Annotated in this window: 17 protein-coding genes and 1 pseudogene; all 18 read right to left on the bottom strand. The window is 44.9% G+C overall.

Translation table 11 applies throughout. The annotated features are described in order from the left end of the window. Positions 1–375, bottom strand: a pseudogene (locus tag PSF16_RS03310) (ABC transporter permease); the annotation flags it as partial. Then, positions 372–1,340, bottom strand: coding sequence for an ABC transporter permease (locus PSF16_RS03305; RefSeq protein WP_006659172.1), 969 nt, complete (start codon positions 1,338–1,340; stop codon positions 372–374). The gene PSF16_RS03305 and the pseudogene PSF16_RS03310, both read right to left, overlap by 4 nt. After that, entirely contained in the window at positions 1,340–2,896 is a 1,557-nt protein-coding gene (locus PSF16_RS03300; RefSeq protein WP_392397806.1) for an ABC transporter substrate-binding protein, read from the bottom strand. The genes PSF16_RS03305 and PSF16_RS03300 overlap by 1 nt, the downstream gene beginning before the upstream one ends. A gap of 79 nt (positions 2,897–2,975) precedes the next feature. Next, positions 2,976–4,001 carry a hydrogenase expression/formation protein HypE gene (hypE, locus tag PSF16_RS03295; protein ID WP_071524965.1) on the bottom strand — a complete coding sequence of 342 codons (1,026 nt, stop codon included), beginning with the start codon at positions 3,999–4,001 and terminating at the stop codon, positions 2,976–2,978. Position 4,002: 1 nt separating this feature from the next. After that, positions 4,003–5,115: a hydrogenase formation protein HypD gene (hypD, locus tag PSF16_RS03290; RefSeq protein ID WP_006662940.1), complete on the bottom strand. Its 1,113-nt coding sequence runs from the start codon at positions 5,113–5,115 to the stop codon at positions 4,003–4,005. Next, positions 5,099–5,395 (bottom strand): hydrogenase maturation factor HybG, encoded by a 297-nt coding sequence (gene hybG, locus PSF16_RS03285; protein ID WP_006659168.1) that lies wholly within the window; start codon positions 5,393–5,395, stop codon positions 5,099–5,101. The genes hypD and hybG overlap by 17 nt, the downstream gene beginning before the upstream one ends. Beyond that, positions 5,386–6,495: a hydrogenase nickel incorporation protein HypB gene (hypB, locus tag PSF16_RS03280; protein ID WP_006662939.1), complete on the bottom strand. Its 1,110-nt coding sequence runs from the start codon at positions 6,493–6,495 to the stop codon at positions 5,386–5,388. The genes hybG and hypB overlap by 10 nt, the downstream gene beginning before the upstream one ends. 126 nt (positions 6,496–6,621) lie before the next feature. Then, positions 6,622–6,963, bottom strand: coding sequence for a hydrogenase maturation nickel metallochaperone HypA (hypA, locus tag PSF16_RS03275; RefSeq protein ID WP_006659165.1), 342 nt, complete (start codon positions 6,961–6,963; stop codon positions 6,622–6,624). Further along, complete coding sequence (gene hybE / locus PSF16_RS03270) at positions 6,963–7,448, bottom strand: hydrogenase-2 assembly chaperone (protein WP_006662938.1); 486 nt, start codon at positions 7,446–7,448, stop codon at positions 6,963–6,965. Before hybE ends, hypA begins: the two co-directional genes overlap by 1 nt. A 7-nt stretch (positions 7,449–7,455) precedes the next feature. Further along, positions 7,456–7,950 (bottom strand): HyaD/HybD family hydrogenase maturation endopeptidase, encoded by a 495-nt coding sequence (locus PSF16_RS03265; protein ID WP_272688758.1) that lies wholly within the window; start codon positions 7,948–7,950, stop codon positions 7,456–7,458. Beyond that, positions 7,950–9,653 (bottom strand): hydrogenase 2 large subunit, encoded by a 1,704-nt coding sequence (gene hybC, locus PSF16_RS03260; protein ID WP_006659162.1) that lies wholly within the window; start codon positions 9,651–9,653, stop codon positions 7,950–7,952. The genes PSF16_RS03265 and hybC overlap by 1 nt, the downstream gene beginning before the upstream one ends. Then, positions 9,650–10,837, bottom strand: coding sequence for a Ni/Fe-hydrogenase cytochrome b subunit (gene hybB, locus PSF16_RS03255; RefSeq protein WP_006659161.1), 1,188 nt, complete (start codon positions 10,835–10,837; stop codon positions 9,650–9,652). Before hybB ends, hybC begins: the two co-directional genes overlap by 4 nt. Then, positions 10,824–11,888: a hydrogenase 2 operon protein HybA gene (gene hybA / locus PSF16_RS03250; RefSeq protein WP_006659160.1), complete on the bottom strand. Its 1,065-nt coding sequence runs from the start codon at positions 11,886–11,888 to the stop codon at positions 10,824–10,826. Before hybA ends, hybB begins: the two co-directional genes overlap by 14 nt. Before the next feature lie 2 nt (positions 11,889–11,890). After that, positions 11,891–13,009, bottom strand: coding sequence for a hydrogenase 2 small subunit (gene hybO / locus PSF16_RS03245; RefSeq protein WP_006659159.1), 1,119 nt, complete (start codon positions 13,007–13,009; stop codon positions 11,891–11,893). Positions 13,010–13,618: 609 nt separating this feature from the next. Further along, a complete protein-coding gene (hypF, locus tag PSF16_RS03240) occupies positions 13,619–15,901 on the bottom strand; it encodes a carbamoyltransferase HypF (RefSeq protein ID WP_272688757.1) in 2,283 nt (760 codons plus the stop codon). A gap of 136 nt (positions 15,902–16,037) precedes the next feature. Beyond that, positions 16,038–16,892: an MrpH family fimbial adhesin gene (locus tag PSF16_RS03235; protein ID WP_272688756.1), complete on the bottom strand. Its 855-nt coding sequence runs from the start codon at positions 16,890–16,892 to the stop codon at positions 16,038–16,040. Between the two features lie 19 nt (positions 16,893–16,911). After that, a complete protein-coding gene (locus PSF16_RS03230; protein WP_006659155.1) occupies positions 16,912–17,424 on the bottom strand; it encodes a fimbrial protein in 513 nt (170 codons plus the stop codon). After that, positions 17,421–17,924, bottom strand: coding sequence for a fimbrial protein (locus tag PSF16_RS03225; RefSeq protein ID WP_006659154.1), 504 nt, complete (start codon positions 17,922–17,924; stop codon positions 17,421–17,423). Before PSF16_RS03225 ends, PSF16_RS03230 begins: the two co-directional genes overlap by 4 nt. Between the last annotated feature and the right edge of the window lie 8 nt (positions 17,925–17,932).

Below are 17,932 nucleotides of genomic sequence, written 5' to 3'. Positions count from 1 at the left end.
CGTAAAGCAGATCAACACCAATAACAGTAGATGAGGCAAAGCAAGCAGCGCATCAATCACGCCGCGAACCATATAATCCATACTTTTATTCAGTGAAGATAATCCCGCCATGACTAAGGCGATAATTCCACTGGTAATCGAGGCGGTTAAGCCAATTTGTAAACTGGTAGCAAGCCCTTGAAATGTGCGTTCAAAAAGATCACGCCCCAAATTATCTGTGCCAAATAAATGCAGTAATGAAGGGGCCTGTCGCCTATCGAGTAGGCTTATTTCAATATCAGAGGAGAGCAGCCAAAACGCGTAGCCACCCAATAAAATTAGGCAACTTAATGACAGGATCAGTGTGATCAAAGCTCGATTCGGGTTATAAGTCATGATTCTCTTATCACTCCTTTATTTACCCGTTTCAATAACAAATCTGCTAGGGTATTGCTGATGAAAATCAGTACTGCACAAAGCATCACAATTCCCATTAACAATGGCACGTCGCCGCGTAACCCAGCATCAATTGTCGCTTGCCCTAGCCCTGGATATGCAAACACTTTTTCCGCTAATAACGCACCGCTAAATAGCTCCCCCACAGAGGCAAACTGCAAACAAATTGCGGGTGTTATCGCATGTTTGAGCACATGAAACCTCATCATCGACCACCCTTTATCCCCTTGAGCTTGTGCATAATGGATAAACTCACTGTTCATCACTTCTACCACCTTCGAACGGGTGTGTAGAGCTATCGTTCCTACCCCCAACATCCCTAAGGCAATCACCGGTAAAATTAAGTGATGAATTTTTTGTGAGAACGTCGCCGTTTGTTCGTCCAGACCAATTGGCCATGCACAACAGATCGGCGCCCATTTTAAGGTGACAGCAAATAAGGAAAGCAGTAATAAACCGACCCAAAAGACCGGAATGGAGGCAAGTAAATAACAAAATGTAGAAATAAGTTTATCGGGCCAGCGATTCAAGTAACGTCCCGCCACCAACCCAAGTCCAAATCCAACAACACCGGAAAAAACCCATGCGCTTCCCAGTAGTGCCAGTGACGGAACAATACGATCAGAAATGACTTGGAGAACCGGAGTATTGTATAGCATCGAATACCCCAAATCCCCTTGTAGCATTTGAGAAAACCAACGCCAGAACTGCATCCATAACGGTTGATCTAGCCCCCAGCGCGCCGCGATCAGCGGGTATTGCTCTGGAGGCACATGCATCAGATCGTTACCAATATAGGCTTTGATTGGATCAATCGGCGAGTAACTCAGTAGGATAAAGATCCCCACGGCAGTTACCGTTAACAGGCAGATAAATCGCAATAAAAGCCCAAAGGTTGTTCGCATTACTGACAGGTCCACTTCCACTCATCAACATTGTTCAACACAGACCAAGAGCCGTGAATTTCGGGAGCACTTTTACCTAAATCCACACATTGATTTGATAAGTAAATATGCTGAACATTCATAAGCCAAGCCCATGCAGCATCCCCTTGGATACCAACGCCGACTTTGCCATTCCAATCCACTTGTTGCCATAATGGGATCGCTGCATCTTGGTCTGGCTGGCGTAAAGCCGCTTCGATGATTTCATCCACCGCAGGGTTTTTATAGTAGCCCGCGTTATAGAAGCCGACACCTGCCGCTTTGCTGCTGTAGTTATGCACCAGTTCCATTGGATCTAAACTCCCCCAACCAAATAGCGTTGGGTTGGCATGCATATGTCGCTCAACAGTTTCCCAGCTTCCTGATTTTAAATCCATTTCAATACCGAGCGGTTTTAAGCTTGAGCGAATGGCTTGCGCTAAATCACGGCGAGTGGTGTCACCGCTAGCGTACCAGAGGGTCAATTTAGCCACTTTGCCATTCTTCTCTCTCAAACCATCTTTATTCAGCTTCCAGCCCGCTTCTTCCAAAATGGCTTTCGCTTTATCTAAATCCCCATCTTTGAATGACGATTTAGGGTTATTCCAAGGTAACCCAGCGACACCGGTATAGGCAGGAACAGCAAATCCTTCAAGAACAGATTCTGCTAATAATTTGCGGTCTAACGCGTAGTTAATCGCTTTACGGATAGCCACATCGGAAGTGATATCGTTACCAATAGGGTTGCCTTGTGCGTCTTTTTCACCCGCAGGTGGAATTGGGAATGAGATACCCCGGTTTTCTACACTGTAGCGTTCAATCAATTTCATGTTGGGTACATCACCCGCATGGCTCGCCACAGCAGGAGGAATGCGAACAACTTCTAACTGTGCGCTTTGTGCCGCCGCAAATGCAGCATCTTCGTCAAGGAACACAAACACCATTTTGTTGTAGTCGTTTTTAGGTCCTGCATAGTACGGGTTTTGCTCAACAATCAGCTGCTGACCAGGTTGAAACGCCACTAAACGGTACGGACCTGCCCCAATCGGATTATGTGCATACGTTTTCGCATCATATTTATCCGCAGAGACGATCCCCAACGAACCGAGCACATTGATAAAGGTACTTTGCGGGGAGGACAACGTGATTTTAACCGTTAGCGGATCAATCTCTTCCGCTTTAGCAAAGTTCCCCATATCCACTTTACCGCCGCTCGCGGCAGCATTGTTGTAGCTAAATACGACGTCTTTTGCAGTTAACGGTGAGCCATCTGAAAATTTCAGATCTTTTTTCAACGTTAGCGTCCACTCTTTACCATCCGCATTATGCTGGTAATTTTCCAGCATATAACTGTGCCAAGACAGATCTGCCTTTTGTTTCAAGAGCGGGCTATGCAGGAGCAGATAACTACCATGACTCCAACCCAACATTGGATCAAAACCTTCTGTGGGTTCTGCGCCAATGGCGAGTCGTAAAGTGTGTGCCGAGGATGCGGGCTCAGCCGCTTGTGCTTGGAGAGTCAATCCCATTAGGCACATGGCAACCGCTAATTTTTTAATCATATATCCCTCTAATCAGTGATTCTTATTTTTGGGTATGGCTTTAGGATACCAACAACTAACAAATTCGAGGTAATGGCTCACTATGTGGCAAGTCTAGCAGGCGAGAAGCACCGAAAATGCCGACTAGCTTGACCTGCTTGTTTTCAGTCACACTGCCAATAGTTTTTGCATGAATACCCAATGGGTGTTGATGTAACGCGGCTAAAACTTGCTGTTCAGCCTCAGGTTTCACCACAATCACCAACTTGCCCTCATTTGCAAAATTAAGTGGTTCTAAACCTAATAATTCACACACACCACGAACCGCTGAAGAGACAGGTAAATCATCTTCATTGATGGAAATACCACAGCCACTCGCTTCGGCAAATTCATGCAAAATCGCATTCACACCACCACGGGTTGCATCACGTAATGCACGTACGCCATCAATATGACGTAGCGGTTCAATAATGGGTGTCAAAACCGCACAATCACTACTGAGTTGACCTTCCAAACCTAACTGTTCACGCAAATTCAGAATGGTTGCTCCGTGGTCTCCCAACGTTCCGCTGACAATCACTTTGTCGCCCACTTCAATTTGCTGTGCACCCCAGTGTATTTCTGTGGGTATCACCCCAATGCCTGCGGTATTGATAAAAATTTTATCTGCTGCGCCGCGCTGTACGACTTTGGTATCTCCAGTCACGATCTGTACACCTGCCGCTTTAGCGGTTGCAGCCATCGACTCAACGATGATTTGCAATTCTGAGAGAGGTAAACCTTCTTCTAAAATAAAACCGCAAGAGAGGTATTTGGGTACAGCACCACTGACGGCAACATCATTCACAGTGCCACACACCGCAAGTTTCCCAATATTGCCACCGGGGAAAAAGACGGGGTCAATCACATAACTATCGGTACTAAACGCTAAGCGGTCACCTAACGCGGTCATTTCGGCAAGAGAGAGACGAGCTTGATCTTCACGTTCATCGAGTGCTTGGTTAGCGAACGCCTGTAAAAACAGCTCTTCAATCAGCTGCTGCATCGCTAAACCACCGCTACCATGAGCCATAGTGACCACATTTTTAGTATCTGAGCTCATTTTACGCCTCCCGACGATATTGGTAATACGCAGCGCAGGCACCTTCAGAAGAGACCATCAGTGCGCCAAATGCAGTTTGTGGTGTACAACGTTGCCCAAACAGTGGGCATTCATTCGGTTTACAGCGCCCCGTTAGCACGTCACCACAACGCGCTTGAGGGTCATCCGACACTTGATGAGGCTGAATATTAAAACGCAGCTCAGCATCGAATATTTGATAATCAGGCGTTAATTGAACACCAGAACCAGCAATTTCGCCTAGTCCACGCCATTCGCTGGAGGCTTTCAACTCAAAAACCTCATCTAAGGCTTTCAAAGCCAGTCGATTGCCTTCATCCGCCACAATACGTTTGTATTGATTTTCTACCTCACAACGCCCCTCTGCAATTTGATCCACCAGCATGGCAAGAGATTGCAAAATATCGAGAGGTTCAAAGCCCGTTACAACTAACGGTTTATGGAATTCTTGAGTAATAAATTGGTAAGGATGAGACCCTATCACCATGCTGACGTGCCCCGGCGCAAGGAAACCATCTATTCGCACATCAGGCTGTTCAAGTAAGCTACGAAGCGTTGGGATAATGGTGATATGTTGGCAAAATACGGAAAAATTTTTCACTTGGCGCAAGCGCGCTTGCTGCAATGTTAGCGCAGTACTTGGCATGGTGGTTTCAAAACCCAACCCAAAGAATACGACTTCACGCTCAGGATTTTGCTGAGCAAGATTTAATGCATCTAATGGCGAATAGACGATCCGCACATCTGCACCACGGCGTTTGGCATCAAGCAGTGAACCATTTTTGCCCGGCACTCGCATGGCATCACCATAAGTACAAAAAATGACCTCTGGACGTTCTGCAATTTCAATGCAGCCATCAATTCGTCCCATTGGTAACACACAGACAGGGCAACCGGGTCCATGTACAAATTCAATTTCAGGAGGAAGAAGCTGGTCAATACCAAACTTGAAAATCGCATGGGTGTGTCCACCACACACTTCCATTAGCTGCAATGGGCGCTGCTTGGCTCTTGGGATATCCGCAATGCGCTTGCGGATATGCGCCAATAATGCTTTTGCCAAGGCAGGGTCGCGAAACTCATCGACGTACTGCATCTGTTGCTCCCGAATTTAACCCAGTAAAATCACCCACTTCATGATCTAATTGGCTCATCGCCATTAGTGCATCAAGGGTAGCTTGAGCTTCTTCTTCGTTAATCACGCTCATCGCGAAGCCAACGTGCACTAAGACCCATTGACCTAATAAATCCGCGGTGTCACCTTCGCAAATCAACCCAATATTGACATCGCGTTTTACGCCACAAACATCAACTTGCGCCAATTGGTGGACATCTTCGCCCACCGCGACGATTTTACCCGGTATTCCTAAGCACATAGCTGAGTCTCCAGCCACGCAAGCCAAGCTTCCATTCCTTCACCACTGGTGGCAGAAACTTTGATCACTTGGATATTCGGATTCACTCGTTTTGCATTAGCGATACACGCTTCAACATCAAAATGCAGATACGGTAATAAATCGATTTTGTTCAGGATCATAATGTCTGATGCGGCAAACATATGTGGGTATTTCAATGGTTTGTCTTCACCTTCAGTGACAGACAATACCGCAACTTTATGGCGCTCACCGAGATCAAAGCTCGCAGGGCAAACTAAATTACCCACGTTTTCGATGAACAGTAAGCTATTGTCATCTAAGCCTAAACGGTCTACTGCATCATGCACCATTTGTGCATCTAAGTGACAACCTTTACCAGTGTTCACCTGAATCGCGGGGACGCCCGTTTCACGAATACGCTGAGCATCGTTCGTGGTTTGCTGATCGCCTTCAATCACTGCACAGTTGAGTTTGTCACGTAAGCGTAAAAGCGTTTCCGTCAGTAAAGTGGTTTTACCGGAACCTGGGCTAGAAACCAGATTCAACGCGAGAATATTTTTCGCTGCAAAATCTTCGCGATTATGCTCAGCTAGATGGTTGTTTTTATCCAAAACATCCATCTCAATTTGTAACATGCGTTTTTGGCTGATGCCCGGCGCATGGGTTCCCGCTTCACCTTGACCATAGTCTAGGTCATGGTGGTCACCTGCGGGGGCAAAAGAAGATTCTGTTTCATGACTATGTTCATGAGCATGCGGGTGCTCGTGCTCATGTTTATGCTTATGTTTATGCTTATGTTTTTCAATCTTCACGCCGCAAGTTTCGGGTTCTGATTGATAGTAATGATTCACATCACCTTGATGATAATAATGGTGATGGATAATCACCGTTTTGCCACTGTGTTGCGCCGCATGATCGTGGTCATGCTCATGGTGATGATGGTCATGTTCGTGATGATGATCATCATGCTGATGCGAATGGTGGTCATGGTGGTGATGATCATGAGAATGTGGATGATGATGTTCATGATCATGGTGATGTTCGTGTTCATCACCTTCAATTCTGCGCTCTCCCGAAGCACAGCCGCAAGTACTACACATAATGATTACTCCATAAGTGAGTGATGAAGTTAGCTTAGTGCAACATCAAAAAAATAGGTTGATTCACCGCAAGGTCAATTCACAATTTCCTATCTAAATCACACAAAAGATTCTTAGATCAAAAATCTATTCGATTTCTAATTCTTTGATTCGCAGACTGTCACCGTTTTCAACTTTGAGGTTAAAACCGTGGCATTTAGGACAAGCGGCATCGTGAGTGTGGACATCAACACTTTCACTACAATCCCAACACCATGCTTGAGCAGGACGATAGAGGATATGTAACTGACTACCGTGTGCCACGGTACCGCGGCACGCGATATCAAAACAAAAACGCAATGCACTCTCTTCAATACAAGAGAGTGCACCAATTTCCAACCAAACGCCTGTCACCTTCTTGACCTGATGCTGTCTTGCTTGCTGCTCAATAATCTCAACAGCACTTTGGCACAAAGAGACTTCATGCATTATTGGTCTCCCAAATAACGAGCGAAGACTGCGCGACGCTCCGGTGATTTAGGGACATTAGGGTCCGTCACAGGTAAAGAGAGCAACATCCGAGCACAATCATCCGTCAGATGCTGACCCTGTATTGCAGTCAGCTTTCTGTCTAATGGTGACATTAAAGAACACGCTAAATATTGCGTTAGCCCTTCCAGCTCCCCTACGGTGTAAGTCATTTCACCATAAGGGAGGATCAAACCTAGCTTCTCACCGACAGTACGGTACTCCCAATACTGGTCAGGACCCGGAAGAATAATCGCACTCAACATCCAAGGCGTGATCACCGCCCCAACCCACTGGTTTTCAAACAACGAGAATGAACTGGCATAGATACCCATCGTCGGATGCAAAAAAGACAAATCATGCATCGACTGCTCAGCAACTCGTTCAAAAGCAGCCTGAACTAAAGGCTGTGGGTTTTGTGAGTAACCTTGGATCTCTTTTGGCATGGATTCATTAGGCATGGAGACACGCTTCTTTTTCAGTAATCTCTAACCCTTCACTGCGCAGAACTTCAATCACTTTTTGCAGCGCAGGCTCTAACGCAGCTTGCCCTGTTGCCGTTAAACCGATATGAGGTTCTAAGGATTCAGGTACAATCCCCACTAGCGTCAACCGCTTCGGAAACTCATCGGTTAGATGCAGTGCCGATAGCACATCGGAAAGCCCTAACTGATGGGGGGAGATTTTACGGGTAAACAACGCGGGCACTTCCGCATCGCGTAGTATCAAAATGCTGCCAGGCTGCTGACTCGACAGCACGACATCCGCAATAATCAGATGGTCACGGTCTGCCATGGCGCCAATGAGCTCCATGCCCGCTGTACCGCCATCTAATACCTCAACACATTCAGGTAAGTGATAACGATCTTCGAGCGCTTCAACAATTCGCACCCCAATACCTTCATCACTCAACAGAATATTACCAACACCTAAGACTAATATACGCATTAGAGCACCTTCACCTTAGTGACTTCAGAGCCTTCGGTATCAACGATATGCACAGCACATGACATGCATGGGTCGAAGGAGTGGATAGTTCTGACCACTTCTAATGGTTTGGATGGATCGGCAACGGTTGTGCCTACCAACGCTTGTTCATATGGACCCGGTTCATCATTGAAATTACGCGGACCAGAGTTCCAAGTTGATGGTACAACAGCTTGATAGTTTTCGATTTTACCGTCTTTCACAACCACCCAGTGAGATAACAGACCACGAGGAACTTCACCAAAACCGACCCCTTTAATCACGGTATCTTGTGGGAAATTTGGCTTGATAAAGGTTGTGTGGTCGCCTTTAGCAATATTATCTACCAGTGCTTGCCATTGAATAGACAAGGTCTCATTTAGCACACAGCAACGAACAGTACGACCGATAATGCGTCCGAGTGTTGATTCGAGCTGATCTTTGGTGATCGTATTACCTGTTAAGGTTTGATACAGACCGACAACATCATTAAAGTGTTTTTCAGTTGGCTCATGTTTCGCGGCTAATTTACACAGCAAGTCAGCTAATGGTCCCACTTCGACGGTTTTATCGTAGAAAGTTGGAGCCTTAACCCAAGAATATTTACCGTCATCATCCCAGCCAGTGTAGTCAGGAATTGTGGTACCTTCCCAAGGTGCTTGAGGCTCATTATCTTTGTACCATGCGTGTTTACTGCTTTCTTTGATACCGTTAATCAGGTATTCATCCGTATGGCTAGTAATTGGGCGATAAGTACTGAAATCCCCATTTTCCAAATAACCACCCGGTAGCAAGAAACTGCCATTTTTGTTATCCATTGGCATTTCAGGCACGCACATATAGTGCTTCGCACCTTTACCCATTTCCAACCATTCTGGATAACCTGAAGCAATCACCGCCGCATCAATTTTGTACACTTGCTCAATGAAATCCCCTAAACGATCAATAAAGGATTTCACATACATTAAGCGTTCAAGGTTAAGCACACCTAAACCATCAAGGTTAATAGGGTTAGCAACACCACCTACTGCAAGGTTTTGAATGTGTGGCGTTTTACCACCAAGTAACGCAACAATACGGTTGGCATCACGTTGGCATTCCAGCGCTTGCAGGTAGTGAGCCACAGCAATTAAGTTCACTTCAGGCGACAGTTTCATCGCTGGGTGACCCCAATAACCATTAGCAAAAATACCTAGCTGACCACTTGCCACTAAATCTTTAATTTTGTTCTGAACGCGGGTGAACTCTTCCGGGCTATTTAACGACCATGTAGAGACCCCTTTCAGCATATTTGCCGCTTTCGTCGGGTCTGCATTTAATGCGGAGGTAATATCGACCCAATCTAGCGCAGACAGTTGATAGAAATGCACAATATGGTCTTGGATGGTATGTGCCGCCAAAATCATATTACGGATATATTGCGCGTTCACAGGCACTTCAAGATTAAGTGCGCTTTCAATTGTACGGACAGAAATAATTCCGTGAACCGTCGTACATACCCCACAAATACGCTGCATGATCATCCACGCATCACGAGCATCTTTCCCTTTAACGATTTCTTCCATACCACGCCACATGGTGCCGGATGCCCACGCTTTTGTGACTTTTCCATCTTCGATTTCGCAATCAATGCGTAAGTGACCTTCGATACGAGTTACCGGGTCGATTGTTATACGTTGGCTCATGCTTTACCTCGGGCCTGAGAAGGACTTGAATTAGATTTTTTTAACGCTGGAATAATTGGTAATAGGCGAACTAGCAAGATGTATGCACACACCTCAATGGCCACAAAACCAATAGAAATTAAGATCTCTTCTGCGGTTGGGAAATAGTCATATCCACCGCCAGGATTGAACGCAATCAGTGAATAGCTCATACGCCACAGCGCAGAACCTAGCAACATGCTTAATCCACTGAGATACAACCATCTTGAGTCAGTACGTAAAGATGGCATGCGGAAAATGATCAACGGGATGACCATTAACGCAGTCTCAATCCAGAACATCATGGCGTAGAAATCTAACGCCATTACATAGTGCATTTTGCCGCGGTAAATCAGTTCACCGAAGCGGCAAACCAAAAACAGCACTAAGAACACTTGAAGGATATTGGTTAGCTTAACAAACAGTGGTCGTTCATCTGCCCCTTGCCCTTTTAGCGCAGACTGAAGTAATGAGCCTTCAAAAATCACAATCGAGAAGCCCATAATAAAGGCCGTCAATAGCGATAATAGCGGCAACATTTCATAGCTTTGCCAGATAGGGTGCACCTTGTGCCCCGCCGCAATCATGAGCGAACCCATCGATGATTGGTGCATCATGGGTAGCAATGCTCCCAAGGCAATGATGAAAAACATCACTTTATTCAAGCGTTTTAATGACACTTTCCAATTGAAGCGCTCACAAATTGCAGGTGCAAATTCCAGTGCCATCACACCGATGTAGATAGTCATACACACCGCAGTTTCAAACAGCACGGAGTTGGTATTAAAGTACCCTGGAATATAGAAGTAAGGCAGGTTCCAGTAACGACCCACGTCGATGGTGATGGATAATCCCCCGAGGGAGTAACCAAATAAGCTAGCAAGTAGCGCAGGACGTACCAATGGGTGATATTCACCACGGTTAAATACGTATACCGCCCACGCTAATGCCCATCCACCACAGGCAAAACCGGTACCAATCAGTAAGTCGAAAGCAATCCAGATCCCCCATGGGAACCCACCGTTCAGGTCAGAAACTGACCCCAAACCGAACACTAAACGTTTTACAATCAAGATCAGGCACAGGATGACAAAGGGTCCGAAGACAATCACTGGCCAACTGACTAAACGCCCGCCTAGCGGCTGTTCTTTATCATGCGTCGCCATTAGAGTCGTCTCCCTTATCCTTATGAACCGAGTTCTTATGAGACTGATCGTCATGAGATTGCTCGTCATGGGATTTGTCGTCATGAGAATCATGATGATCCTGCTTCTTGGTATTGCGATACACTAAGAAACTGAGCCCCGCTAATGCAGCGAGAGGCAGAACCATACCTTTGTACAAGGTGTGCTGAACATTTTCAGAACGCGCACCGGTTGCCAGTTCATCTAACTCTGGCAGTCCAAGGTTTTGATATGGCACACCAGAAAGCACCATGACCTGAGTACCACCGCCTTCCAATTCACCGTAAATATGCTGCTGGTATTTCGGAGCTGGCATCACGTTCGGGTCATTGTGATGAACGGTTTGGCGAGGGAATCCATACTCTTCGCCCACTTTCAGCGATAAACGTTTTTTCGCTTCGGCGAGGAGCTCTTCACGAGTCCCGAAGATCACCGCACCCGTTGGGCACACTTCAACACAACCCGGTAAGCCACCTTTATCTAGGCGTTCTACACCTTTTTGGTTACACAGTTCGCATTTATGGATCGCCCCAAATTTGTCATCATAAGCATATTTAGGGATGTTAAATGGACAACCCACCATGCAATAACGGCAACCTGTACAGATATCGGGATCGTAATGGACGATGCCTGTTTTCGGATCTTTGGTTAATGCAGATACTGGGCAAACAGACACACAGTTCGGATCCACACAGTGCATACATTGCTTTTTAATGTAAGCGTAACCGTCTTTTTCCTGATCTTTATGTAAACCGGTTCCCTCACTCCATACTTGGATGACATTGTTGGTATAGGGCGTGAGTTTGTCATTGTTTGACCATGTTTGTGGTCCCACCGGATTGCGTTCAGGATGATTGATATCCTGACATTTGGTCACACACGCCTGACAACCGACACACAGCGTCGAGTCATACAACATACCTAATGCGTTTGGAATTGGCGGTCTATTTTCCGCTCCCGCCAAGCTTGGTGAAGTGGTGCTTGCCAGCAACGCTCCCCCAGCTGAGAGCTTAAGGAAATTTCGTCTATCCACGGTTATTCTCCCCGTGAGTTGCTATCATTGTGACGCTTTTGGCGCCCTAACTCACGCACAGCCATCACACTGACACCCGCTACAAGACCGACTACACCACCGATTAATCCCACTGCGGTTGCCGAAACCTGTCCACCTTCTTTGTTATTCAAATCTGGCTTTTCAGAACGTGGTGTTTGGTTTTCCACATTGGCTAATTGATGAATACCTTTGTGAAAACCCACGTTTTCTTCATTACAGCCGTAGCACGGGTGACCGATTGCGACAGGCCAAACACCCCCGACATCGCAAAATTGTAAGGTTGAACAGTTACCGTATGTTTCCGGTCCTTTACAACCCAAATGGTATAAACACCAACCTTCACGGTGACCAGCATCACCGAACTCTTTTGCGAAGCGCCCCGCATCAAAGTGTGGACGGCGTTCACAGTGTTCATGAATTAATCGACCGTATGCGAACATTGGACGATTTTTGCTATCCAATGCTGGTGGGCGATTAAAGGTGATGATATGCGCCACAGTCGCCAAGAAGTTATGTGGATTCGGTGGGCAGCCAGGAATATTAATGATGGTTTTGTCTTTAAGGACTTCGCTCAGACCAACCGCGCCGGTAGGATTACTCCCCGCAGCAGCAACTCCCCCCCAAGATGCACAAGAGCCGATAGCAATAATTGCCGCGGCACCTTCAGCAGCCAGACGAATATGTTCAACGATAGGTTTACCTGCAACCATGCAGTAAATACCGTCATCTTTGAGTGGAATCGAGCCATCAACGACTAAAACATATCTGCCTTTATATTTTTCAATCGCATTGTGTTTATTTTCTTCAACTTGTTCACCGAATGCGGCAGACAAGACTTCGTGGTATTCGAGAGAAATGGTATCGAGAATTAGGTTTTCGAGTGTTGGGTGAGTTGCACACAACAGTGATTCTGTACACCCTGTACACTCTTGGGCACCAATCCAAATGACTGGCGGACGTTCTGGATCACTAACCGCATCTGCCATTTGAGCAGCGGCTTTTCCACTTAACCCCATTGTCGCAGCAAGCGCTGTACATAACTTCATAAAGTCACGGCGATTAATGCCATGGGGAGAATGAATAGTGTTATCTCCTGCCATTTCTATTTCCTATTATGAGTGGCTTAGAGCCTATTTATTAGGCTATTTCTCTTTACAACCGTCGGTTCCAAAAAATAAATAAAATCCGTCACATATTAAAAATATGCATAGAGTTTTAGGTATTATTTGTATTCAAGGTCGCTTCAACAATTACACCGAATAAGCAACTTTCTTATTAGGCATTACCTGGTGTGTAAATATGAATGAGATCCTATTCCTACCGCTTTTTAATCACTTGATCTTCATCAAGAGCCAATAAGAAATTTGGTCTTTTTTAAATTTATGATAGAAAAATCGATTCAGCGTCGAGTTAAAAGATTATTTAACTTTTCATATTCGTCTCAATTTCTTTAAAAAAATGGGCGTTAAAATGTTAATTAAAATAACAAATCATCGCTATTTCATGATGTTAAAATAGAATCATTTCAAAGAGGCATTAATTAAACGAATTCCGAGCACCTTCTAAATTCGACCATTTCCTTTTGCCACAAAAATAAATAAGAATTAATATCAATTAAATGAAATAAGAATTAATATCAAAAATAAATAAAGTAAAATTTATTTCTTAATATAAATCTCATAAACTTGAATAATATCTGACTATTATTCTCAGTTATTTTTTTTCAATATTGCCGCTGCTATCGCAACTTGTCCTAATGCTAATCCTCCATCCCCCATCGGTAATTGACGAGCATGGAGCACCTCAAGTGGCTGTAATTTTTCGATTAATAAATGACGTAATAATTGGTTATGGAACACACCACCAGACAACACCACTTTTTGAATACAATGCAACTTCGCTTGTTGAATAGCCAAATCAGCAAATCCTTGAGCGAGTGCTTGGTGAAAAGCATGAGCACGCTCTGCTCTTGGGGCATGATACGCAAGCCATTCACGCCAAAAAGTCTGTAAGTCCAATTGATTCCCCACCAGCGGCATCGTGACAGGATGCTGTTGAATCCGACTTTCTAATGCAAGGGCTTCGAGTTGACAAGCCGCCTCCCCCTCCCAGCTGGTTTGTTCCGGGCAAATTCCTAACGCCGCTCCAACAGCATCAAATAACCTCCCTGCCGATGAGGCGGTAGGACTATTTAATCCTCGAAGAATCGCTTTTTGTAATACGGGATAAGGGAAAGGCGCTAGCACTGAAGCAATGGGCTGAGTTTGCCAATCAGGTAGATACTTTTCTAAATGAGCTAATAAATTTCGCCATGGCTGACGAGACGCTAAATCCCCGCCAGGCATGGCAACTGGCGGTAACCCACCAAGGTGTAAGCTAGAGTGATAATCGACCAGTAAACATTCACCACCCCATAACCGATTATCATCACCAAATCCCAATCCATCTAGCGCTAAACCAATGACTTTCTCATCGCCTAATGGAATACCATGTTCAATCATCGCGGCTGCAATATGAGCATGATGGTGCTGCACCTGAATCATCGGGATATGGAGCTGCTCACTCAACACCTTGCCATAACGGTGGCTGACGTAATTAGGGTGCATATCCCCCACGATGTACTCTGGTTTAAATCGGTAGATGGATTCAAAAAGTAAAATAGATTGCTGATATTGTTGGTAAATATCGACATCGTCCAAATCACCTAAATGCTGACTAAGAACCGCGCTTTTATCTCTGAGCAGACAAAAGGTATTTTTTAAGTCTGCACCCAATGCCAAGATAGAAGGAGAATGTTCAAATCCCGCAGGTAAATCGACGGCATCCGGCACATAGCCGCGTGCGCGACGCAGCATTTCGGCCTGAACTCCGTGATAACGCACTAAGGAATCATCAGCTCGCTGAACAATATCTCGGTTATGAGTCAACCACAGATCCGCGATGTTTGCCAAATCAAGGAAAGCAGCTTGTGCCGTTAATACTGGCGGTTTACCGGATGCATTTCCCGACGTCATGACTAACGGTTTATTCACCTGTTCCATCAATAAATGTTGCAATGGATTTGACGGCAACATGATGCCTATTTCTCGCAGATGTGGCGCAATATTTTCACTTAGTACGCTATTTTCCCATTTATGAATCAACACTATCGGCGCCGCAGCACTTTCAAGTAAAGCACATAGCCCTTCAGTTAACGTAACGCCTTGTTCTTTTAGCCAGTCAATGGATGGAACCATGACCGCTAAAGGTTTACTTGGGCGGTGCTTACGCTGACGTAATCGCTCAACCACGTGAGTATGGGTTGCATCACAAGCCAGATGAAATCCACCAAGCCCTTTGATTGCAACGATTTTTCCATTGAGCAAGTGGCTTGCAGTTTGCTCTAGCGCTTGGTGATGAGTGGCTAATATATTGCCATTTTTGTCACATAACTGAATATCAGGACCACAGGTTGCACATGCATTGGGTTGAGCATGAAATCGACGATCCGCAGGGTTTTCATACTCTTTTTGACATTCAGGGCACAACGGAAATGCCGCCATAGAGGTATTCGGGCGGTCATAGGGCATTTGGCGAATAATCGTAAAACGAGGTCCACAATGCGTACAGTTCACAAATGGGTAATGGTAACGGCGGTTTGTCGAGTCAAATAATTCGTCACGACACGCCTTACAGGTTGCGGCATCAGGGATCACTTGGGTATCCATCCGCCCTGCCCCACTGTGACGAATAGTGAATTTTTCAGGAATTTCATCCCATTCAAAAGGTTGGGCTTGCACTGATTCAATATGGGCAAGCGGTGGACAATGTTGATATAAAAGTTGGGTAAATAAATCGATATCAGCGGTATTTAACAGGCGCACCAGAACACCTTCGCCATCATTACAGACATCGCCATTCAAGGCATATTGATGAGCAAGCTGCCAGACGTAAGGTCGGAATCCAACCCCTTGAACTTTGCCTTTGATCCGTAATTGTGTTCCGTTTTTCACTCGAATGTCCTCTGGTGATAGAGACTCTATTCTCGCGCTTCTACGTACAAATAACCTAAGTTCAGATCAAAAAATGGCAGGTTTCAGTCACGATGAATTGACTCAAAACCTGCCATTTTATTTTATGCTTTGTCAATTAAGGCAATTCTGCGGATAGTAAAAAGATCCCCGAATATTCGTTGGGTGTGAGATCTTTGGTTTTTCTCAATGTACTGGTGACGTTAAATGTTTGCTTCACGAACGAATCGACCGAAAGAACTGTGGATGGGCGTCCATTAACATTAATTTCTGACTCCAGTCCATCCGCCATAAAGATAAAATTATCATTATCTAAACCGGCAACTGCTGAAATTTTTACATCGGTAGGATTGGTACAACTGACAGTAAAGTTTTCGCTAACCGTATGACCATTCATCGAACTATTCGACAATGTTCCGTGATCAATATAATCCGGACCCTCAATATCACAATTTGAGATCGCAGGGTCTAACGGTGAGCAAAGAATAATGGGATTATTTGCCGTTTGCTCTCTTTGCATCACGCCAGTGTAGTGAATTCCAAGATTGAAACAATAACCCACACCAGGGCGTCTTGGGTAAAATTGCCAGCGGCCTTGAATGTTTTTATTCAATACGCCATCTTTTTGTAATGCTCTTGCGACTTCACTAAATGTTACTGGTTTTTCTTCCCAAGAACTTCTTTCCGTTAATTTCACCGTCTGGGTATCGAAGCTCACAATATGTTGAGTTCCGGCGCCGTACTGACCATCTTCCCATGTCCCCCATGAGCCAAGAAAAATGTTACATGGACAAGCACCAGATGCTTGTATCGCTAATGGACGGTTATCATGTTCTAAATCCCCACGCAGCACATATGTGGTATCCATCCAAGCACCATAGTCTGTGCGTAATTCCCCTTGCGCCGCAAATTCAGCACGTGAGAATTGAAAAGGGGCGACCACTAATAAACAGATAAGAATAAGTCTTTTCATAATATCCTTAACAGCCGAGTTATTCGTAATAGATATTAAATGTCGTTGTAGCGCTAAACTCCCCGAGTTTAATGCTTTTATTTTTGATAGCGTCTTCTTCACCTAAAATAGAGGCTTTAAGCGGAATGACTTGAGGAAATTTATTACCGTTCATTCCTGTAATAGGATACTGGCGATTAATATCCATATTTCCCTTATCGCTAGTTAACATAATAGCGTAGCCAAGATCACCGGGATCACCATCAATCCGTAATGACCCTTTAATTTTCGAGTTACTGACCCCCGTGAATGCCATCGAAAATGAGAAATCAGGTAAGAATTCGCAATCTGAAAGTGTAATTTCAAAAGTTTCTGTAATATCTCTTTGACGGTAAAGATCTTTATCATTGACCTCGTAAAATGGCACCACCAGCTCTTCGCCACCATTTACCACGCAAGGGATTGCATGCCTCAGTACTCCAGAAAAGTTCACTTCATCTGCGAGCACATTCCCAGTGAAATAAAGTAATAGAGTAAAGAAAATAATCCTCATTGATATGCAACCGTTAATGTCGCGCTGGCAGTAAACTCACCCGGCTGTACATTGGCAGTACTTGAACTATTTTTTACTAAAGCTGCTTTTAAATCAGGAATTTGAGAGTCAGAACGATAGGTATATACAAAATCATCATTCACTCTCAGTGTCTTTGAATCGTAATAAATTTGTAGCGCGATATCTTTTTGCTCATTGATCTTCAGCAAATCATTATCAAAGGAAGCGCGGGAGCCTTCAAAACTAAAGACCACATCGGTTCCCGATGAAATGTTGTCACATTCCCATTCGAAATCGATATCTTCGATGTATTTTTTACCATCTTTCGTCGGAACTAACGAAACCACTAAGTCATCACCAAAATCCACTTCAATCGGACGGTTATTATTGATGACACACGGTGTTCCCTCTATCAAGTTTCCTCTGAAGTTCACTTTGACAGCCTGTGCGGTACTCGCATATGTCAGGAATAAAACAACCGATAATAAGAGTTTGTTCATAAGATAAT

Source organism: Providencia sp. PROV033 (assembly GCF_028484855.1).
GTDB classification, from domain to species: Bacteria; Pseudomonadota; Gammaproteobacteria; order Enterobacterales; family Enterobacteriaceae; genus Providencia; species Providencia alcalifaciens.
The sequence above is the reverse complement of the archived record's forward strand: the minus strand, read 5'-3'. Positions and strand labels throughout refer to the sequence as shown.